12 protein-coding genes are annotated in these 21,975 nt (G+C 35.2%); 1 reads left to right on the top strand and 11 read right to left on the bottom strand.

The annotated features are described in order from the left end of the window. Window positions 1-34 precede the first annotated feature (34 nt). The 5 genes from BM289_RS15160 to BM289_RS15140 all read right to left on the bottom strand — a co-directional run bounded on the left by BM289_RS15160 (window position 35) and on the right by BM289_RS15140 (window position 9,599). Window positions 35-1,849 (bottom strand): glycoside hydrolase family 2 protein, encoded by a 1,815-nt coding sequence (locus tag BM289_RS15160; protein WP_091495030.1) that lies wholly within the window; start codon window positions 1,847-1,849, stop codon window positions 35-37. Between the two features lie 449 nt (window positions 1,850-2,298). Then, on the bottom strand, window positions 2,299-3,339 hold the full coding sequence (locus tag BM289_RS15155; RefSeq protein ID WP_091495028.1) for a glycoside hydrolase family 43 protein: 1,041 nt from the start codon (window positions 3,337-3,339) through the stop codon (window positions 2,299-2,301). 275 nt (window positions 3,340-3,614) lie between these two features. Next, the gene (locus BM289_RS15150) at window positions 3,615-4,787 is read right to left on the bottom strand and encodes a glycoside hydrolase 5 family protein (RefSeq protein WP_091495026.1); all 1,173 of its coding nucleotides are present in this window, start codon (window positions 4,785-4,787) and stop codon (window positions 3,615-3,617) included. 266 nt (window positions 4,788-5,053) lie between these two features. Further along, complete coding sequence (locus BM289_RS15145; RefSeq protein WP_091495024.1) at window positions 5,054-6,577, bottom strand: RagB/SusD family nutrient uptake outer membrane protein; 1,524 nt, start codon at window positions 6,575-6,577, stop codon at window positions 5,054-5,056. A gap of 16 nt (window positions 6,578-6,593) precedes the next feature. Continuing rightward, on the bottom strand, window positions 6,594-9,599 hold the full coding sequence (locus BM289_RS15140) for a SusC/RagA family TonB-linked outer membrane protein (protein WP_091495398.1): 3,006 nt from the start codon (window positions 9,597-9,599) through the stop codon (window positions 6,594-6,596). Window positions 9,600-9,989: 390 nt separating this feature from the next. On the opposite strand from BM289_RS15140, the gene BM289_RS15135 reads away from it, so the two are divergent. Further along, window positions 9,990-13,916, top strand: a complete 3,927-nt coding sequence (locus BM289_RS15135) for a hybrid sensor histidine kinase/response regulator transcription factor (protein WP_091495022.1) — start codon at window positions 9,990-9,992, stop codon at window positions 13,914-13,916. A gap of 142 nt (window positions 13,917-14,058) precedes the next feature. Here BM289_RS15135 and BM289_RS15130 read toward each other — a convergent pair whose 3' ends face one another. From BM289_RS15130 to BM289_RS15105, 6 genes are all read right to left on the bottom strand, one after another. Beyond that, complete coding sequence (locus BM289_RS15130) at window positions 14,059-14,766, bottom strand: LytR/AlgR family response regulator transcription factor (protein WP_091495020.1); 708 nt, start codon at window positions 14,764-14,766, stop codon at window positions 14,059-14,061. Then, complete coding sequence (locus tag BM289_RS15125) at window positions 14,766-15,935, bottom strand: sensor histidine kinase (RefSeq protein ID WP_091495018.1); 1,170 nt, start codon at window positions 15,933-15,935, stop codon at window positions 14,766-14,768. Before BM289_RS15125 ends, BM289_RS15130 begins: the two co-directional genes overlap by 1 nt. A 380-nt stretch (window positions 15,936-16,315) precedes the next feature. Beyond that, window positions 16,316-17,053 (bottom strand): CPBP family intramembrane glutamic endopeptidase, encoded by a 738-nt coding sequence (locus BM289_RS15120; protein ID WP_091495397.1) that lies wholly within the window; start codon window positions 17,051-17,053, stop codon window positions 16,316-16,318. Between the two features lie 245 nt (window positions 17,054-17,298). Beyond that, a complete protein-coding gene (locus tag BM289_RS15115) occupies window positions 17,299-19,503 on the bottom strand; it encodes a TonB-dependent receptor (RefSeq protein ID WP_091495016.1) in 2,205 nt (734 codons plus the stop codon). A gap of 96 nt (window positions 19,504-19,599) precedes the next feature. Then, window positions 19,600-19,986 (bottom strand): DoxX family protein, encoded by a 387-nt coding sequence (locus BM289_RS15110; RefSeq protein ID WP_091495014.1) that lies wholly within the window; start codon window positions 19,984-19,986, stop codon window positions 19,600-19,602. Window positions 19,987-20,418: 432 nt separating this feature from the next. Then, window positions 20,419-21,432 carry a zinc-binding alcohol dehydrogenase family protein gene (locus BM289_RS15105; protein WP_091495012.1) on the bottom strand — a complete coding sequence of 338 codons (1,014 nt, stop codon included), beginning with the start codon at window positions 21,430-21,432 and terminating at the stop codon, window positions 20,419-20,421. Window positions 21,433-21,975: the final 543 nt, after the last annotated feature.

Below are 21,975 nucleotides of genomic sequence, written 5' to 3'. Positions count from 1 at the left end.
CCGCTAAATCTGCCAAATCTGCGAGAGGAAAAAATCATTTTTGATTCAAAGCATTTATAACTTCTGTATTGACTTTATTTACAGCCTTGAAATCCATTTTGTCAACTTTACGATCGTAAGTCATAAAACCGTTTACTTCACCTTCCACATCGGTTGTTTGAGTGTAGACTGCTGCAGAGAATCCCGTTTTAACGTATTTTCGAAGCATTTCCGCGTACTTTATGTATTCGGTGGTAACTTCACCCGCATTTTTAAATTTAATGTAACCCCAGTTGTCATTTGCTCTCCAAAGATGTCCTTCAAGCGGCAAACCGATTCCTCCATATTCTCCTAGTACTGTAACTCTTCTGGCATCATACAAATACATTTCTGGACCTGGGTAATTATGCAAATCCAAAATATCGCCCGTTTGAAAATGATTTCCTCCACTTGCAGAGTTAATCAAACGAGTTGAATCGTGGTTCTTTGTCCATTCTGTAATTTCGACGGTTTTAAATTGTCCCCAAGCTTCATTAAACGGAACCCAAACCACAATACTTGGATAAGAATACAAATGATCCATGATTTCTCTCCATTCTTTTCTATAGATTTCCTCAGACTTTGCAGAACGTTGCAACTCTGTTGCATCAAAGTATTTTCTGTTTTGCCAGATTGGCTGCTCGTCTCCGCTTGGCATATCCTGCCAAACCAGAATTCCCAGCTGATCACAATGCGTATACCAGCGTTCCGGCTCTACTTTTACGTGTTTACGAATCATATTAAAACCTAATTCTTTTGTTTTTATGATGTCGTATTTTAAAGCCTCGTCAGTTGGAGCGGTGTACAATCCGTCTGGCCACCAGCCTTGGTCTAAAGGTCCAAATTGAAAATAATCTTTGTTGTTTAGCTGCATTCTCAAAATACCGTTTTCATCTCTTTTGGAAGAAATTTTACGCATCGCAAAATAACTTTTCACCTCATCAACCACTTTGTTTTTGCTAATCAAGCGAATTTTAGTCTGATACAAAAACGGACTTTCAGGCGACCATAATTTTGGATTACTTAGTACAATATCATTGCTTTCTCCAATTACCGCTTTTTCTTTTGCAATTTCTTTTCCGTTATCAAAAACAGCTATTTCCACCACATCTCCCTTTTCTGATCCATTTACCTCAGCTTTGATGCTGATAATATTTTGGTCGATATTTGGAGTCGTTTTTAAAGCTATAATATTTTTAGCATTTACTGGTTCAATCCAAACCGTCTGCCAGATTCCGGTAACAGGTGTGTACCAGATTCCTTCTGGATTTTTAACTTGCTTTCCTCTTGGCTGTGGTCCGTCATTGGATGGATCCCAAACTTTTACAACCAGCTTTTGATTTTTTCCTTTTTGAACAAATGGCGTAATATCAAACGAAAACGGCGTATAACCTCCCATATGAGAACCGACTTTTACATCATTCACAAAAACCTCTGTTTTCCAATCTACAGCACCAAAATGCAACAGAATGTTTTTGCCACTCCATCCAGATTCAATAGAAAAACTGGTTTGGTACCAAAGTTCATTTTTAGAACCAACTTCTTTCATCACTCCGGACAAACTGGATTCAGCTGCAAACGGAACCAGAATTTTCCCATCATATTTTGAAGGCGCTGTTTTTCCGAATTCCTGAATACTGTAATTCCACAAACCATTCAGATTCTTCCATTGGCTTCGCTCCATAATCGGACGGGGATATTCAGGTAACGTTTTATTCGGATCAACCTGTTCTGCCCATTTGGTCTTGATTTTGTCTCCCTGCGGTTTCCATTGCGCATTTACCATCAAAACAGATAATAAAGCGATAAAAACGATACTTTTTCTTTTCATATCCTATAATATTTGAGATTTTACACTCCCATTTTTTTCAAACCATATAAGTCATGTAAGTTCATTTTAGTTTAAGCAACGGTTGTTAAGCATTGCCAAGAAAATATAAGTTTTGACTTTCAAACTAAAACTAAACTTAATATGAACTTATATATCTTATATGGTGAAAATATTTATCTAAACTAAAATTGAATTACCAGACTTATCTCCACATAAGCCTGGTAATTACTGAACTAAACTAACTTAACTAACCATATTTTTGATTTATGAGTTAAGGGGTATGAGTTATTTGTTATGCGTCAACTAAAAATTGTTATTGTGTTTTTTAATGATAAAACGTTAACTTATCTCACCTAACTTCTAACTCAAAACCCTTAACTCATAACTTCTAACTTCTAACTCAAAACCCTTAACTCATAACTTCTAACTTCTAACTTCTAACTCATAACTCATAACTTCTTCGTAAGGTCGAATTTCTTCACCAAACTGTCGTATTCTTTTTTAGAGATTGTAATCATGCAGCCGTGGCGTACTTTTTCTGGGAGACTGTATTTGTCCCAGTCCGAGAAAAAAGTGTAGCCTGAGGCTTGATACCAAGGTCCGTTTAGGTTATCTGCGATAGATAATCCATACGAAACTCCCGGATATTGTTCGTAATACATATACCATATTTTATCATCAGGAGAAGGAATCAGCATTGGCGCTTCTCTGAAGTTTGGACTGATAGATTGCTGGGGCAAAGAATAAGGTCCTAAAAGATTTTTTGATTTGGCAATTCGGATTGTTTTTCCGGTTGTCCAATACAAAGTTGGATATGTTTCGTCTTTAATCACAGCGTAGTAGGAATCGCCGACTTTACGAATAAAAACATCAATTGTTCCCATATCCCAGTCAAATAAACGATTTGGAGTTCCTTCGAAAGTTTTCAAATCTTTAGACAAAACATACAAAGTGCGCTGACTTGCCCAATAACGCTCTCCGTCTTCTTTTGTTCCTTCCAAATGTGGCGTGTGCCATGTCATGATAAACTTTTGAGAAGGTTCGTCATAATACAATTTTGGTGCGCCAATTCGCTGTAAAGCGTTTGAATAATCTGGCGTGCTTTTTAAATCTGGCGTATAATCTGAATGTTTTTTCCACGTAATCAAATCATCCGAAACCCAGATATTGATTGATTTTGCATCGTCTCCTGTATTCCCTGCAATATAATATTTCCCGTCTGGGCCTTTACAGATGTCGGGATGTCCTTTGTATTCTTCAAAAACGCGTTTTCCGTTATTCAGATTTTCCCAATGAAGTCCATCCAAACTAACAGAATAATACAATCTGCCATAATCGTTATGCGTCATGTGCGCAAACAAATAGGCTTCGTTTTTTGGTTTCTCATTTCCTTTAACTTGTCCGGGTGGGTCTGGTTGTTGTGCTTTCGCAAAAAATCCAACTAGAATTGTCGCTAGAAAAAAGAGTTGCTTTATTGTGTTTTTTTTCATGTTGCTAAAAATTAAAATGTTTTTGCCACAGATTTCACAGATTAAAATGATTTTTTAAACACATAGAGACATAGCTTTACTTTGTCTACAAAAGGCATTTCATTTATTAAAATACACATAGCTCTATGTGTGAAAGCGAGCTTTTTCTATACTCTCAAAAAAGAAATAATAAAATCTATGTTTCTATGTGTTTAATTTTTTCGCCACAGATGTTAATCATTTTAATCTGTGGCAAAAAAGATCTAACTTTCTAAAAATCTAGGAAGTCTAACAATCTATTTTTTATTCGCCTCAGCAGTCATCTTTTTAATCAAATCTGTTTCTGCTTGAATATATGGCGTTCCGTCTGTATGTAAAATATCGTGAAACCATAATTTTGGTTCTGCAGTGTAAGTTTTCGTCCAGCTGTCCCAAGCATATTTGGTTTGCGTTTTTCCATCAACAAATCCCCAGTTGATCATACCAACATTGTATTTTCTGGCAAGAGGTAAAAATCCTTCGAAAGTGCTTCCGTTTGGTCTTGCCATATATTCTGTACAGATCAATGGTTTTCCGTAACGTTGTAATTGTTTCACTACTCTTTCGAAATCTGCTGGTTTATCATAATTGTGGAAAGAAACAATATCAGATTGTTCAATCTGCATTTGGTGCATTGGTTTCATTTTAGCTTCGTCGCTCCAATCTCCAACCCAAACTCCTGAAGTTAAAGGCTGTGACGGATTGCTTTCTCTTGCCCAGACAAAAACATCTTTTAAAAGTGGCAGAATCAAATCAACTTTATTTTTTATTTCTACTTTTTCATAAGATGGCCCTGTCATATTATCCGGTTCGTTCCAAACATCCCATCCTAAAATTCGTTTATCATCTTTAAAGTGAGCTACAGTTTCTTTTACATATTTTTCTAAACGAGGATATTGTGTTTTATCCTGAAGTGTTTTTTGTCCCGGAGACTGCACCCAGCCTGAATTGTGAGTATGCGGTTTTGGAGCTCTTTGTTTTCCTAAAGCAGGAAACGGATCCCAGCAGGAATCAAACAGTACAAAAAGCGTTTTAATATGATGCTTGTCTGCGATTTCAAGAAACTGGTCCATGCGTTTGTACAAACCTTCTGCATCTTGCTGGTGCAATAAGTCATGCAAATAGACACGCATAACGTTCATGCCTAAGTTTTCTGCCCAGCCTAATTCCTGATCAATTCTTTTGGGATCAAAAGTAGCGGACTGCCACATCTCTAACTGATTTATAGCTGTGCTAGGAGAATAATTTGCCCCAACCAACCAAGGCTGTTCTGCATACCATTTATCGGCCTGATCTTTTGTCCAGATTTCTCTTTTTTCAACCATCACGGTTTCCTTTTTACTTTCTTCAGCAGTATTCTTTTTGTTGTTACAGCTTAGCAATACTAATCCTGCCAACAATACTGTCAGACCCAATTTTACTTTCTTCATTACAATTTTCTTTTTTTGAACAATCGTTCTTTTATGATAAGGGAATCAGAGTTATAAATCTGATTCCCAAAAAATCAACTTTAACACATTTGTTATTTGTCCTATCCATTATCTTAATTTAAATCAGCTTTAATCTGTATGAATCTGCGTGAAAAAATGAATTCGACAAAAGTATTTCACGCAGATTTTAAAAGATTTCAGCAGATTAAATTAGATTATACTTGTTGAATGAAACCATTTTAAGCTATTTCACTCCATACATAATTTTAATATCCTGAGTTTTGCTCCAGATTTGGATTATTATCTACATCCACTTGCGGAATTGGCATCCTATGATTTTTACCCACTTTGAAGTTTTTAAAATCTGAATCACGAAGTGCGATTTTGTCAACAGCAGCCTGAGTATTCAAATCACCCCAACGTTTTAAGTCTTCCCAACGAACACTTTCTCCGCATAATTCCAAAACTCTTTCCATTTTCAAACGTTCTAAGAACTTGTCATGATCATTACCAATTTCAGGATGTGCAACAGCCAACGTATTCATGTTTACACGGGCTCTTACCTGATCAACATATTGATAAGCTTCGGCAGTACTTCCTAATTCGTTTAAAACTTCTGCATAACGCAATAAGATATCTCCATAACGAACCAGTCTGTAATTTACCTGGCTGTAATAATCTTCATTATCTCGGTAATAATCACGGCTTCCTTTTCTGAACCAAGCTTCATCATTGTTCCATTCCCAGTTTCTGTTATAGGTTTTGTCTCCAAAATCAGCTAATAACTGCGGGTAGTACAATGTCCATCTCAAACGAATATCCAAATTACCGTCTTTGTTTTTTTCTTGTTTAAAAGCATTTACGAGCCAAAAACGAGCTTGGCCATCAGACCATCCAATTCCTCTTGGCGCAAAAAACTGACAACGGTTACTGGAAACTGCCGCATTTTGATCTTCTCCAGTTCCTCCTTTTCTTTGGTCTCCAAACTGGATTTCAAAAATAGATTCGCTGTTGTTTTCATTTACATCTGTAAAATTGTCTCTGTAGTTCGCCACCAAACTGTATCTTGCACCTGGGCCGGTAATCAAATATTCTAAAGCTGTTTTGGCTTCAGACCATTTACGTTGTTGCATGTATAATTTTGCTAAAAATGCTTTTGCTGCTCCTTTATCAGGTCTTCCCGTCTGATCTGTTCCCCATTTTGCTGGTAAATCATCAAAAGATTCATTCAAATCTTTTTCAACCTGAGCCCAGATTTCATCCACCTTTTTTTGCTGTGGTAAATCTGCCGGCGTAGAAGGATCTAAAACCAATGGAACATCTTCCCAAATCACGGCTAAATAATAGTAATGTAAGGCTCTGAAAAACTTAGCCTGAGCAATTATTTTCTTTTTATCATCTTCATTTTGGAAAGTGATATTTGGAACATTCGCTAAAACTTGGTTGCATCTAAAAATTGCTTTATAACTGTCTCTCCACGTTACAGCGTTTCCTTCCCAAAAATTATAATTGATGTAATTGAATCTCGTCCAGTCTGCCAATTCCGTCCATGGACTTACACTGTAACCTTCATCAGAAGTCAGGTCTAAACGAAAATACATCCATCTTGCCCAAAGGCCGTCTTTGTAAAACATGGCATAAATAGAGTTTACACCAGCTTGTGCATCACTTTCAGTTTTCCAATATTGGTCCACTGTTATATCATTAGGGCTGTTCAGGTCTAGTTCGTTTTCACAAGCAGTAAAAACAAGACCTAGAAAAGCTGCGGTTAGTATAATTATTTTTTTCATTATGCTATTTTTTTAATTAAAAGCTAAAATCAACACCAAGTGAATACGTTTTAAGATTTGGGAAAGCACCATTATCTACACCTCTTTCGAAAATATTACCATTTGTAAATTCAGGATCTAGACCTTTGTATTTTGTAATGGTAAGAATGTTTTGTGCAGACAATGTCAATCTAGCTCTCGAAATACCTGAATTCTTTAGAACACTTTGAGGCAGATTATATCCAAATCCGATATATTTCAACCTGATAAAATCTCCATTTTCCAAGAAACGGTCACTATCTCCTCTTGAATTTAAAGTGGACCCTTTTGTTACTCTAGGAAAATCGGTATTAGGATTTTCTGGTGTCCAAGGCTGAATACCTGCTCTGTAGTTACTGTTGTCATCAAATCTATCGACAACACTTCTAAATCCATTGTAAACCGTTGCTCCATGCGAAGCAATCCAGTTCATCGAAAAGTCAAAACCTTTGTATTCTGCTCCTGCATTTAAACCCATTTCAAATTCTGGCCACGGACTTCCTACAATAGCTTTATCTGTACTTGTAATTTGTCCGTCTCCATTTACATCTTTAAAACGAATGTCTCCTGGAACAGCATTTGGCATAATTACCTGACCATTTGCATTTTTGTAGTTATCAATTTCCTGTTGGTTTTGAAACAATCCATCAGTCTGCAGTACATACCACATTCCAACTGGATTACCTGCTCTTGTGATGGTATTTCCTGAAATGTTTTCATTTTGACCGTTTCCTAACGAAACCAACTTGTTATTTACTTTTGTAAAGTTGATGGAAGCATTAAAAGAAAAATCGTTGATTTTTTTGCTGTAAGCCAATTCCAATTCAAGACCTTTGTTTTCTACAGTTGCAGCATTTGAAATTGGATTTCCGCCATCATTTCCAGTAGTCAATAAAATTGGAAAACCAAACAATACATCTTGTGTACGTGCAATAAAATAATCTGCCGTAAAACGTAAATCATTATTTAAAACAGCTAAATCTAATCCGAAATTGGTTTGTTTTAATTTTTCCCAACGCAGCTGTGAATTCGATAATTTTACTTGAGCAGCAGAAGAAAACAGGTTTTGATCGTTACCTAACACAATCGCTCCAAAATTGTTTACGAAGCTTTTGTACTCATAATAACCAATATTACCTGAACCTAATTCACCATAACTTGCTCTTAATTTTAAATCTTTAATAAATTCAGATTTAAAGAAAGATTCGTTGCTTACTCTCCACCCTGCAGAAACAGAAGGGAAATTACCCCATTTGTTTGCATCACTGAACCTTGATGATCCGTCACGTCTTAAAACAGCATTTAATAAATAACGATTGTCATAATTGTATTCAATTCTTCCCAGATATGATGCAAGTGCTGCTTCATTGATAAAACCACCAACTACCGGCGAATCTCCCTGATTTAAAACTTCATAATATTGCCCGGTTCCAGAATTCATTGGAAGATTTCTCTTCGTTCCGTAAATCTGATCGTATTTGTCTTTTTGAAAAGTCTGCCCCACCAAAACGGTTAGATCATGTTTACCAAATTCTTTTTTGAACGTCAAAGTATTTTCGAACAACGTAGTCTGCGATCTTCCTTTGTTTTGATCTGTCTGGGATGGATCTATCGGCTGGTTTAAAGTCCAGTTTCCTACTTTTCTCATGAATTTATAAGAATCAAAACTCGTTTCGTACCCAAAATTGAAACGGTATTTCAGCCAAGGAGCAAATTTTAGCTCCGACCAGATGTTTCCTCTAATTCTGAAATTTTCATTTGTAGTATTCGCAAAATCAGCAATTGCAAGAGGATTTGTACCAAAAGTATCCGCAACTCCTTGTTTTCCGTAACCGTATCCGCCAGGATTTGAAGCATCATAAAGCGGAATTGTAGGCGTCATTCTATAAACATCAATAATTGGATTCCCAGACATTTCATCTGTTTTAGAATTACTGATGGCTAAGTTTTCTCCAATACTGAAAATTCCTTTTGTACCACTTGAGTTGACGCGGAATGAAATTCTGTCAAAATCAGTTCCGATAACCGTTCCTTCATTTCCAAAATAATTCGCGGACATAAAAAACGTAGAATTTTCGTTTCCTCCAGAGAAACTAGCATTATAGTCCTGAATCATTCCAGTTCTGAATGTAGCATCTTGCCAGTCAGTATCTACTGTCATATTTAAGTTCTGTCTTGGCAATCCGGCGTTATCATAAGCCATATTGTTCCATTTGGCAAATTCTTCCGTTCCCATTAAATCGTAACGAGGCATAATTTGAAAACTGCTTTTTGCCGAAACTTCAACCTGCAACGGACCCTTTTTTCCTTTTTTAGTTGTAATGATGATTACTCCATTTGCTGCTCTTGAACCGTAGATAGCTGCTGCCGAAGCATCCTTTAAAACCTGAATACTTTCGATATCATTTGGGTTAAAATCTCTATTTCCGGTTGTTACTAAACCATCAATTACATACAAAGGATTTGTATTTTGAAGATTTTTAAGACCACGAATCTCTACATTCGCTTCCTGCCCAGGACGTCCACCGCCACGAACTTTAACTCCCGTAACTAAACCTTGTAATCCGTCTGCCACTGTAGTAACCTGACGTTTTTGAATTTCTTCCGGTTTCACTAAAGAAACAGCTCCCGTAAGATCTTTCTTTTGCTGCGATCCATAACCTACCACAACAATCTCGTTGAGTTTCATGGCATCTTCTTCTAAAGTAATATTGATTGAAGTTCTATTGTTAACTGCAACTTCTGTTGTTTTGTAGCCTTGCGAGCTGAAAACTAATGTTTGATTTCCGCCGACTGCAATTTTGAAGCTTCCGTCAAAATCTGTAGCGGCACCATTTTGTGTTCCTTTTATTAAAACATTCGCAAAAGGAATCGCTTCTCCCGAAGCGGCTGTAACTTTTCCCGTAACCGTGGTCTGTTGGGCAAAAGCGGACTGCAGTAATAAACTAAAGAAAACTAAGAGGTAATATCTCTTCGTTAAAAAGTGAGTGAGCTTTGTTTTCATTGATTTTTGCATTTTAGATAGTTTCATTTCTTTTTGTGGTTTGGTTGGAAATATTGCGTTTTTAATCGTCCGGAAATCGAACAAGTAAAGAATCAATATTCTTTTCTAGTAATAAATTGTTCATTTTGTTTCAAAATTGTTAATGGTTAGATTTTTCAAAGTTTATTTTATTGATAGTCTATTTTTAACCTTAAAATTTTATCAATATCATTTATTTGAAAATTCAAATTAGGCGCTTTTTATTCAAAATAAAATGCTTCATTTGTGTCAATATCTCTCGCAAATGATTCAAATTGTACAAAAAAGGTCAAGATTAACAAGCCTTGCAACATTTTGTAGAATATTGAGACGATTTGCAGAAACATTGATTTCAGCCTAAAAAATAGTCTTATGCGTAAATTCTTTCTTTTTTTACTTTTTAGCATTTTTTCGATACATTTTTCAAATGCTCAGGAATATTATTTTAAACATTTCCAGGTCGAAGAAGGACTTTCTAATAATACGGTATTAACCTCATTGCAAGACAATGACGGATTTATGTGGTTTGGAACTAAAGATGGTTTAAACCGATTTGATGGTTATCGTTTTAAGACGTACAGAAGCAACGGAGATCCGATTCACAGTCTTGGAAGCAATTATATCCAGTCGCTTCATGAAAATAATGGTACAATTTGGGTTGGAACAGACAAAGGTTTGTATCACTATGATAAAAAACAGGATCGTTTTTCTATTTTAAACGAAGCAATCAATGATCGTATCAACGACATCAATCATGACTTAAAAGGTAACATTTGGTTTATTTCTGGCAACATTTTGTATAAGTATGCACCAAATAAGAAAGAAATGACTACTTTCAATCCGAATAAATATTTTATTTCTACTTCTATCACGAGAGATTACAAAGGCGAAATCTGGGCTTCTTCTTTAAATAAGATTTATCATTATTCAGAAGAAAATCATTCTTTTGAAAATATTACCTTAAATCCGCCAGCGAATAAAGCGAATTTCAGAATTACGGTAATTTATGCCGTTGATCCTGAAAACATCGTAATTGGAACACAAGACGACGGAGTTCTGATTTACAATCGAAAAGATAAAACGACAAACGAACTAAAATTTGGCATAAAAGAACCTGTTTTTGTTCGCCAATTTAAGAAAAGAGGAAACGACGAACTTTGGATTGCCAGCGAATCCGGCGTCTATGTTTACAATCTAAAGACAAAAACAGCCGTAAATCTTAAGAAAAATTACAATGATCCGTATGCAATTTCAGACAATGCGGCCTACTCTATTTTGATTGATAAGGAAAACGGCGTTTGGATTGGGACTTATTTTGGCGGTGTCAATTACCATCAAAAACAATATACGCAGTTTAAAAAATACTTTCCGCAGGAAGGCCAGAATTCCATTAGCGGAAGCGCTGTCAGAGAAATTCACAAAGACGATTACGGCGATTTGTGGATTGGAACTGAAGATGCGGGCGTAAATCGTTTTAATCCGAAAACACAGAAATTTACTTCTTATCCTGTTTCCTACTATAATATTCATGCTTTAATGCCAAGAAAAGATAAAATCTGGGTTGGAACTTTTGAGCATGGCTTGGATGTTTTGGATCGAAATTCCGGCAGGATTTTGAAACATTACAGTGCTAATGATGGAAGCGGTCTGCACAGCAACTTTATTTTTTCTTTTTATGAAATGAAAAATAACGATCTGATTGTTGTGACTACGTCTGGTCTTTACCGTTATAATGAACAGGCAGACCATTTTGAAATTCTGAAATTCTTTCCGGAGACTTTTCATTATACCAATTTTAAAGAAGACAGCGATGGCAATCTTTGGGCGGGAAGTTATCGCGACGGTTTGTTGTTTTATAATCCGAAAACCAAAAAGAAAGAGGTTTTTACGTATGATTATAAAAATCCAAACGGAATCAGCAACAATACCATGAATGCTATTTTTGAAGACAGTTCCAAAAATTTATGGATTGCTACAGAAAATGGTTTGAATCTCGTGGATCGCAAAAATCACACTTTTACCAAATTCACGACCAAAAACGGAATGCCAAGCAACGTTTTCTACTCAATCTTAGAAGACGATTCTAAAAATTTATGGTTGACGACTTCCAAAGGTTTGGTAAAATTTGGGCCGGATCATAAAACTATCAAGATTTTTACCACTTCAAATGGCTTATTAAGCGATCAGTTTAATTATAATTCTGCTTTTAAAGATACAAACGGCGATATGTATTTTGGAAACCTCAACGGAATGATCAGTTTTAATCCGAAGCATTTTACCAAAAACAAATACACTCCTTTTATCTATATCACGAATCTTCAAATTAATAATAAGGACATTGAAGTAAACAGCCCCGACTCGCCTATCGAACAGTCTATTTCGTTTATTGAAGAACTGAAACTAAATAACAGCCAATCGTCATTTAATCTTGAGTTCGCTTCTTTAAATTATACTGCGCCGGAACTGACCGAATATTGGTATCAATTGGAAAATGTCAATAATGACTGGGTTTACTTGGGCAGAAACAATAAAGTTTTCTTTACCGAACTGGCTCCGGGAGATTATGTTTTTAAAGTGAAATCCTTAAACAGTTTTGGTGTTTGGAGCAAAGAAGTAAAACTGAAAATCACGATTCTGCCACCGTTTTATGCGAGTACTTTAGCTTATATTCTTTATTTTGTATTAATGTGCGCCGGATTCTACTACATCATTCGTTATTCCCAAAATCTGACTCAGATTAAGAATAACCGCAAAATCAAACATCTGAATGACGAAAAAGAAAAAGAAATCTATCAGGCTAAAATTGACTTTTTTACAAATGTAGCGCACGAAATCAGAACGCCTTTGACTTTGATAAAAGGGCCTTTGGAGAAACTTTTAGGCATGGAATACGAATCGAAAGAAGTGCCTCAACATCTTTCGATTATGAAGAAAAATACTTCCCGTTTATTGAAATTGGTTAACGAATTACTTGATTTTAGAAAATCGGAAATCGGCGGATTGAAATTGACTTTTGTTGAAACGAATATTTCTTCGATGGTTCGAAACTTTCATTTGAGATTCAGCCAGTTAATTGAAGAACGTGGCCTTCAGTTTGAATTAGAATTGGGAGAAAAAGATATTTTTGCTTTTGTAGATAAAGAAGCTTTTAAAAAGATTCTGAGCAATTTAATCAATAATGCCATCAAATACTCAAACGAAAAAGTCATCATTTCTTTGTTTCGAGATGAAAAGAAACTGACTTTAATCGTAAAAAATGACGGAAATGTGATTCCGATTCATTTAAAAGACAAGATTTTTGAACCTTTTTTTAGAGTCGATGACAGCAGTACGGCTTCGGGAACTGGAATTGGGCTTTCTTTGGCGCATTCGTTGGCACAATTGCATAACGGAAATTTGAAATTAGTTGAAGATGTAAATTATAACATTTTCGAATTGACCGTTCCGTTACATCAGGAACAGGAATTTATGCTGTACGCCGATGCTAAAAAAGAGGATGAAGAAACTGAAACGCCAAAAGAAACCGTTGAAATCAAAAACGAAAAAGCGCAGATTTTGGTCGTAGAAGATAATGAAGATCTCTTGAGTTTTATTACCTCAGAATTGGCAGGAACTTATGCTATTTTGAAAGCCGAAAACGGTGAAGAAGCACTTAAAATCATCCATAATGAAAACATTCAATTGGTAATTTCTGATGTTTCGATGCCAGTTATGGACGGAATTACGATGTGTAAAACCATCAAAACCAATCTGGAAACGAGTCATATTCCGGTTATTTTATTGACTGCGAAAAACTCGCTTAAATCACAAATTGACGGACTTGAAGTGGGTGCCGATGCATATATCGCGAAACCATTTTCTATGGATTATCTAAAAGTACAGGCCAATAATCTAATCGAAAACCGAAGACAGATTATGAATTACTATGCGAGTTCACCGCTTTCGCACATAAAAAGTATCGCCCACAATAAAACCGACGAAAAATTCCTAAAAAAACTGGACGACGAAATCCTGAAAAACATCACCGACCAGGATTTGAGTGTAGAATCGCTAGCCGAAATCATGAACATGAGCCGTTCGACTTTATACCGAAAAATCAAAGACATCACGAATTTAAGTCCGAACGAACTCATCAATATCGTACGCCTAAAACGCGCCGCTGAACTGCTTTTAAATGAAAATTATAAAATGTACGAAATCGCAGAAATGGTAGGTTATAAATCACAAACGAGTTTTGGTCGAAATTTCCAAAAGCATTTTAATATGTCACCTTCGGATTATATTCAGACAAATCGTTGATTATTTAACCGCAAAGTTCGCAAAGAGTTTACGCAAAGTCCGCTAGGTTTTTTAAGTTTAGCTTTGTGAACTTAAAATAAAATGCAATAACTAAACCTTGCGTTTCTTTGCGTAAACTCTTTGCGAACTTTGCGGTAAAAAACTATTTAATCCCAAGTAGTTGATACAATTCCTCCTTTTTATTCAAAGCCACGGAAATGTTTTTCCCATCAATCAATTCAATCATATTTCCGTTCAGGCTTCTGACTGCTTCAAGATTTAGGATAAAAGAACGCTGAACGCGAAAGAACATTGGAAGTTTCAAAACCTCTTCCATTGCTTTTAGTGTTCCTAAAGTTGTGTAAGATCCACCGTTAATGACGAATTTCAGATAGTCGCCCTGAGCTTCTACATAAAGGATTTCATTCAACAAAATCTTAATCAGTTTTCCTTCTGATTTAATAAAAATGCGGTCTGAATTGATTTGATGCACTGAAGCCGTTTTCTTTAGCAAAAGATAGTCTTTGGCACGATTCACCGCTTTCAAAAATCGATCAAAACGAACGGGTTTTACGAGATAATCCGAAGCTCCAGTTTCAAATCCGTCCAAAGCAAAATTACGGTGTGCCGTTATAAAAATAATGACAGGAGGATTAGTAAGTGATTGTGCCAGTTCCAAACCAGTGAATTTCGGCATTTCGATATCGCTGAACACAATATCAATTGCATTCTCTTCCAAATAAACTAAAGCCTTTGCAGATTCTCCAAAAGAAGCTTTTAATTCTAAATACGGAACTTCGGTAATAAAAGATTCGATAATATCTCTTGCAATTGGTTCGTCATCAACGATTATGCATTTCAACTTTTCCATTATTTTCTTAAAACTATTTTTAAACCGACTTTAAAAGAGGATTTTAGATTTTTAATTTCCAGTTCGTATTGGTTTGGATATAATAATTCCAAACGTTTACGGGCGTTCTCTACTCCTATCCCGCCTAAATTATCCGTTGTAAAACTTTCATCAAAATCATTCTCTAAACTGAACCAAAACGTGCTGTTTTCAATCTTAATATCCAGTTTTACAAAAGCGTTTTGAGTGCTTTTCAATCCGTACTTAAAAGCATTTTCAATAAAAGTAAAAGTCAGCAACGGCGCAATAAAAAGACCTGCAGTTTGCCTTTCTCCTTCAATATTAACCTGAATATTGGCTTCGTCAGCATAACGCATTTTTTCTAATGCAATATAATTTTGGATAAAATCCAGCTCTTTCTCCAAACGAACGATTTCAGTATTCGATTCATACAAAGTATAACTCATAATATCCGAAAGGTTCAGGATAATTTCTGGCGCGAGATTGTCTTTTCTAACCGTCAAACCATACAGATTATTTAGTGTATTAAATAAAAAATGCGGATTCAATTGTGCTTTCAGGAAATCCTTTTCCATTTGAATGTTCTGAATTTCCAATACCATTTTTTCTTTCTCTACTTGAAATTTCTTGTGGTAGAGTTTTACAATTTCAACCAGAATTTTAGCAAAACAAAAAGGAGAAAGCAATGAAATAATGATAATTGTCTGCGAAAGCATTCTTTTTAAAGAAACTGCTTCCAGAAAGGTCTGTTCTGCACTCATTTTGATGACGCCTTTTAATTCTCCAAAATTAACTTCAAGACCTAAAGCATAATATAAAAGGGAAATAAAGTACGTAGAAGCCATCCACACAAAAATTGAAACTGGAAAGACCAACACTAAAAGCACTATAATTCTGGTTTTGCTTCCGGAGAAAATCTTTGGAAGCAACAGATAAAACAGCATATAAAAGACAATCATGTTGACCAAAGCCATTCTGACAGTAAGCAAAACAGCATCAGAATACACCAAATGATAGCCGATTACATAACTCAAAAACAGTAAAACAGAGAATCCAAACCACATTAAAATATGCAGTAAAACCCGATTTCTTTTGGTAAAAAACTGATCAAAGTTTAAAGAAGCTACTTTATCTAGAAAATAGCCCGAAGCAGTTGTGGTATTTGGCATGTAGTACAATTGTAAAGCAGTTTCAAATATAATTTATTTTTTACTGCGTGTAATTCAAAAAATATATTAAACACATAGAAACATAGATTTTTTTTGACTTTAAAAGGGTGTAGAAAGAAACTAGTTTCTCACACATAGCTAGACAGTTTTGTCATTCGAGGAACGAGGGCACCAGCGATAGTGAACTGACGAAGTAATCACACTAGAAATTCCGCACGGAGAATCTCCAATCTTTGTAGAGTTTCTTGCGGAGATCCTTCCTTCGTCAGTATGACAAACTGTGCGAACTATGTGTTAGAAACTAGTTTCTTTCTCTCTTCTTTTTAGAAATAAAAAAATCTATGTTTCTATGTGTTTAAAAATTAACTCTACACTAAAAACTATAAAATTCTAATAATAGCATTAATCAAATTAATGGAATTATGTCCCAAAACAGAATAAATCAGATTTCCAGAAAAGCATCTTAAAACACCTACGCTTAAAGACGAAATCAGCGTTAGATATACGATTGTTATAACATCAAACTTTAAATGTAAATCCTGATCTAGAACCATTCCGTGTCCAACTCCAAATAAAATGGTTATGATAACAAACGACCAGCCGAATTTGATGCCTCGATAGTTCCATTTTGGTGCGAAAGCCTTGTTTAAAAGCCATAAAGAAATCCCTCTAAAAGCAATTTCTTCTGTTAATCCCGGCATTGTAGCCTGAAAAAGAAACGTTTCTAAATCGAATGCGCCGCCTTTTGGAAATAAGATCATTTTAAAAACAACATCAAATAAGGTGAAACCCAGAAAAAACAGTAATCCAAATTTTAATTGTGCTTTTGAATTGGTTTTCGATGTAAATCCGATTTTGATTCTTTCTTCTTTGGAAACCGAAAAAATCACCATAAGCCCTAAAACCAAACTCAGGATTTTCCCCGACCAATTGAACTTTAAACCAAGAGATTCGAGCGGTAATAATATCTTTCCGTATTGCTGTAAATATATATCTCCAAGAAAATAAAGAATAAAAAAAGCAACGTATTTAAGATTTGATTTCTCTGTTTTAAAATGAGCCAATACTAAAAGTGGCGAAACAACTAAAATCCAGATAAGTGGTGATAATGGTGACATATTTTTGATTTTTAAGGTTTTAATTGGAACCAAAAGTATATCGGGAGTATATTAATTAAAATTGTAATCGGTAGAACATAGAATCTGATCGGTAAAAATGTTCTTTTAGAGGTTTAGAGAATGTGCCAATTTGGAAATGTGCTAGTTGGAAAATGTTTAAATTACATAATTACTATTATTTTCTAAATATTTCATTGACAATTGACTCATTATCTAATTATCTAATTGCCACATTGACTAATTTACTACCATATGTATTTTAGTATCAATCTGGCATTAAAAGGTGTTCCTGCAGTGAAGTGAATTTCTTCAACAGGATTAGTTTCATTGACTAAGCGGGATTCGGTTAAGAATTGTGTTTCTTTCCATTTTGTATTAAAAATGTTATCGATATTTACACCAATCGTCACTTTTTTGATCTGATAATTTACAGAGAAATCGGTAATACAATACCCTTTTGCTAGTACTGAATTGTCTTCGTTTGCTGGTCGGTCACCTAAGAAACGGGTTCTTATGCTTCCTGAAAAACCTTTTAAATCTTTTAATGAAAGTCCGCTTGTTAAAGTATTTACCGGAGCAAGAGGCAGATAATCATTTCCTTTTGGTTCATCAATTGCTCTTGCATGTGTGTACGTATAATCGGTATTCCAGAACAGCCAGTTTGTTAATTGGTATCTAAAACCAAAATCGACCCCTTTTCTTTGTGTTTTACCACTTGGTTCTACTACAGCTTCATCTCCAACATACACAAATTCCTGAACTACATACAAATACCAGATTGCCGAATTAATAATCATTCTCGGAAATGGTTTCCAGTTCAAACCTAAATCAGCTCCATACGTTTCGGGCAAGATTTTTTCTCCCATTTGAGCTATAACAACTCGAGTATCATTGCTGTGAAACCCTTTTCCTAATTTCAGGAAATAATTTAGTTTTTCATTTTGTGTATATAAAAAGTTCAATTTCGGGCTCACAATTGCCTTCGTCTGTGTCTGATTAGTATATGTTGAAGCCAGCTGATCTTCGTAACCAAATTTAAAATAATCTAAGCGCAGGCCTCCATTTATAAGCCATTTTCCTGAAACAAAATCAAGACTAGAGTATGTAAAGAGATTGGTTTGGTTTACATTTCCTAAACTCAAATAATCCAGCACTGTTTCTCGGTTTAAAGTATGTGACAATTCAACATCTGTATTATTGTCATTTCGCAGACCTGCTCCCAATTTAAAACGCCATTTTTCAGTTAGTTTTTGATCATATTCAGACTGAAAACCTACTATCGTTCTATTTTCCTTCTGTTTAATTTGATCTCCGTTTACAGGGTCATTGAGGAAAAAAGTAAAATTAGAATACAGTTCAAAATCGTATTTGCTTATAAAAGCACTGCTTTTAATATGCGTATTTTGATCAATCTTGGCGTCATACTGCAAATTGAAATTGGTTCTGCTGGTATTTCCTCCTTCATTAGAATCTATTGCTCCATAATGCGAAATTGTCCCGTCGTTAACAGCACGGTCCGGAATCTGTCCGCTGGCATCCCACTGGCTTTTAAAATGAGAAACCGAAAGAGCCAGTTTATCTCCATTATTCATTTTAGCTGAATATTTCCCAAACAAATTAATTCGGTTAAAATTCTGTGGCGCATCAAAATAACCATCGGTCATCATATATTCACCTGCAAAATAAGCAAACTGGTTTTCTTTATTCAATAAATTAAACAGGGCAACAGTGCGAAAGGTATCAAATTGTCCGCCTTCAAAAGAAATTGAACTATTCTGCAATCCATTTTTAGTATTAAATCCCACATATCCCGCTGTGGTAAAATCGCCTTTATCGACAAAATAAGCACCTTTATCAAAATCGATGTTATCCACTGTTTCGGGAATTACAAAATGCAGATCAGAATAACCCTGACCGTGCGCGTGAGAAACCATATTGACTGGCATTCCGTCAACAGTAATATTAATATCTGTCCCGTGATCGCAGTCAAAACCTCTTAAAAAAATCTGTTCTGCTTTTCCTCCACCCGCATGCTGGCCGATAAAAAGCCCAGGAACTTTGCGAAGTAAATCCTGTGAGTTTGAAATGGGCTGAATTTCAAAATCTATTTTAGATATTGTATTAAGATATTTTAAGTTGTTTGTAATGGTAACTTCTTCCAGCAGAAAAGGTTTTTCTTCCATTTGAATAGAAAGAAAATCACTTGATGAAAGCTTTAACTTTTGAGTGCTAAATCCCTGCTTAGAAATCTGTAGACTATCACCTGCTTTAGTTTCTTCTAAAGTAAACTTTCCGTTAATATCTGTATGTGCATGTGATTTTGAGGCTAAATTCCTTATCAAGACATCTGAAAGAGGTTTTATATTTGCATTATTTACAACTCCGCTAACAGACTGTGCTTTTGCCGAAAAAGACAAAATAAAAATTCCGAGTACAACTAACAATCTCACGTAATAAAATTTAGTAATTCGCGGACAAAAATAACATAATAAAACAAAAAAGCCCTAAATCTGTTGATTTATGGCTTCCTTATAATTTACGAGAAATTAATCCCATTTATTTGTTTTGGAAACAGCATATTTTCCTGCCCCTGTAAAGAATAATCCAATCGAACCTAGAAGATACAGCATCAAGAGTTCATTAGCGTATCCTCCGTGTTCGCTGATCGAGAAAATATCTTGAGCATGTGCTACAGCAATCGCTACAATACAAGTTACGGCAAGAAGAACTGCTGCAATTCTGGTACGGAATCCTAGCAAAATAGCAATTGGAGCTAAAACTTCGCCAATATAAACAGCATATCCAAATGCGCCCATATTGTCTACAAGGAAGGAAATTCCGTGAAGCAGTTTTGCAATACCATGGAAAAGCATTAAGCCTCCAACGCTGATTCTGATTAGTAATAATCCAAAGTCTGTGTTTTTTGAAATCATAACAATTTAGTTTTGGGTTTTAGAAAATGAAATACAAATTTGGCTTGTAATTCGGCTAAAATACAAAAATTGTTGTGATTCAAACAATACTATTTAAAATTATTCTAAATAATTAATTTGATGTAAAATATATTTAAACACATAGAAACATAGATTTTTATATTTCGAAAAGAATAGAGAAAGAAACTAGTTTCTAACACATAGTTCACACAATTTGTCATTTCGACTAAAAGGAGAAATCACACTAGAAACTCTGCAACGCATATCGCCAATCTTTGTCGATTCCCGAGTGCGATTGCTTCGCCAGTTCGCTATCGCTCGTGTCCTCGTTCCTCGGAATGACAAGATTGAGAGTAGTAGTTTAAAGGTTAAATCTATGTTTCTATGCATTTTAAATTACATCCAAAGATATTTTTCAAGACAGAAAACCTTCTAGAATTTAATAGCAATTTTTCCAATCGTTTTTCCTGATTCTAAAAGCTGATGTGCTTTCTTTAGATTATCAGCCGTAAGTCCATCCAACGTTAAATTCAAGGTCGTTTTCAATAAACCATCGTCCAACAAATCAGCAACAATATTGAGAATATTATGTTGCTCTATCATGTCTTCCGTTTGATACATAGAACGGGTGTACATTAATTCCCAGGAAAAAGAAACACTTTTGCTTTTTAGCTTATTTAATACAACTGGTTCACTACTTCCCGTAATCGAAGCGATATGTCCCTGTGGTTTAATCAGTTCAACCATTGTATCCCAATACGCATTGGTATCTACAAAATCCAGAATAAAATCAACGTTTTGGAAACCTGCTTCTCTTACTGATGCCACTAAATCTTTATGATTTACCACAAAATCGGCTCCTTGTTGTTTACACCAATCAATAGTTTCAGGGCGTGATGCCGTTGCGATAACCGTTAATCCTGCAATTTTCTTCGCCAGCTGAATCGCAATCGAACCTACTCCGCCGGCGCCTCCAATAATTAAGATGGATTTTCCTTTGTCTTTCTCTGCATTAATTCTGATTCGGTCAAACAAAATTTCCCAAGCCGTTAAAGCCGTTAACGGAATTACAGCCGATTCTTCAATGGATAATGATTTTGGCTTTCTGCCTACAATTCGTTCATCAATAATCTGATATTCGGCATTGCTTCCTTGTTTGGTGATATCTCCGGCGTAATATACTAAGTCACCCACTTCAAATAAAGTGACTTTCTCTCCTACCGCCTGCACAATTCCGACAGCATCCCAGCCGATAATTTTCGGAGTTTCCAAAACGGTATCTTTCGCCGAACTCTGACGAACTTTAAAATCGACCGGATTTACGGAAATCGCATCGATTTTCACTAATAAATCGTGTGCTCCGGGTATTGGTTTCGCAGTTTCAAATTCAATGAAACTGTCTTTTTCTTCTATAGATAATGAGGTTTTAAATCCTATTGCTTTCATTGTTTTAAATTTTTAGTTTAAAATATAGTAACAAAGATAGTTGCTGTTTGGATTTTAATGTTGGTATAAATTGGGACTAAATCTGTATATTTTTTTCAAAGATACTATGAGGCTAAGTTGCTAAGAAGCTAAGTTTTTTTTTGTTTCACGCAGATTTAAAAAGATTTAAGCAGATAAGTGCAGACCTTTTTTAATCTACTCAAATCTGTAAAATCTGCGTGAAAAATATATTAAACCAATTAAAAAAAATTGTTCTCCCACAGATTCTGCACATTATACAGATATTTCCAGTAGTAATCTGCTCAAATCTGCAAAATCTGCGTGAAAAATATATTAAACCAATTAAAAAAAAATGTTCTCCCACAGATTCTGCACATTATACAGATATTCCCAGTAGTAATCTGCTCAAATCTGTAAAATCTGCGTGAAAAATATATTAACCCAATTAAAAAAAAATGTTCTCACGCAGATTTAGCGGATTATGCAGATATTTCCAGTAGTAATCTGCTCAAATCTGCAAAATCTGCGTGAAAAATATATTAA

The sequence above is a fragment of the Flavobacterium phragmitis genome, assembly GCF_900112575.1.
Lineage (GTDB): Bacteria > Bacteroidota > Bacteroidia > Flavobacteriales > Flavobacteriaceae > Flavobacterium > Flavobacterium phragmitis.
The sequence above is the reverse complement of the archived record's forward strand: the minus strand, read 5'-3'. Positions and strand labels throughout refer to the sequence as shown.

Coding starts and splice junctions, on each gene's coding strand:
- BM289_RS15160 (WP_091495030.1), bottom strand. CDS start 1,849: ATGAAAAGAAAAAGTATCGTTTTTATCGCTTTATTATCTGTTTTGATG.
- BM289_RS15105 (WP_091495012.1), bottom strand. CDS start 21,432: ATGAAAGCAATAGGATTTAAAACCTCATTATCTATAGAAGAAAAAGAC.
- BM289_RS15155 (WP_091495028.1), bottom strand. CDS start 3,339: ATGAAAAAAAACACAATAAAGCAACTCTTTTTTCTAGCGACAATTCTA.
- BM289_RS15145 (WP_091495024.1), bottom strand. CDS start 6,577: ATGAAAAAAATAATTATACTAACCGCAGCTTTTCTAGGTCTTGTTTTT.
- BM289_RS15120 (WP_091495397.1), bottom strand. CDS start 17,053: ATGTCACCATTATCACCACTTATCTGGATTTTAGTTGTTTCGCCACTT.
- BM289_RS15135 (WP_091495022.1), top strand. CDS start 9,990: ATGCGTAAATTCTTTCTTTTTTTACTTTTTAGCATTTTTTCGATACAT.
- BM289_RS15150 (WP_091495026.1), bottom strand. CDS start 4,787: ATGAAGAAAGTAAAATTGGGTCTGACAGTATTGTTGGCAGGATTAGTA.
- BM289_RS15125 (WP_091495018.1), bottom strand. CDS start 15,935: ATGCCAAATACCACAACTGCTTCGGGCTATTTTCTAGATAAAGTAGCT.
- BM289_RS15110 (WP_091495014.1), bottom strand. CDS start 19,986: ATGATTTCAAAAAACACAGACTTTGGATTATTACTAATCAGAATCAGC.
- BM289_RS15140 (WP_091495398.1), bottom strand. CDS start 9,599: ATGAAAACAAAGCTCACTCACTTTTTAACGAAGAGATATTACCTCTTA.
- BM289_RS15130 (WP_091495020.1), bottom strand. CDS start 14,766: ATGGAAAAGTTGAAATGCATAATCGTTGATGACGAACCAATTGCAAGA.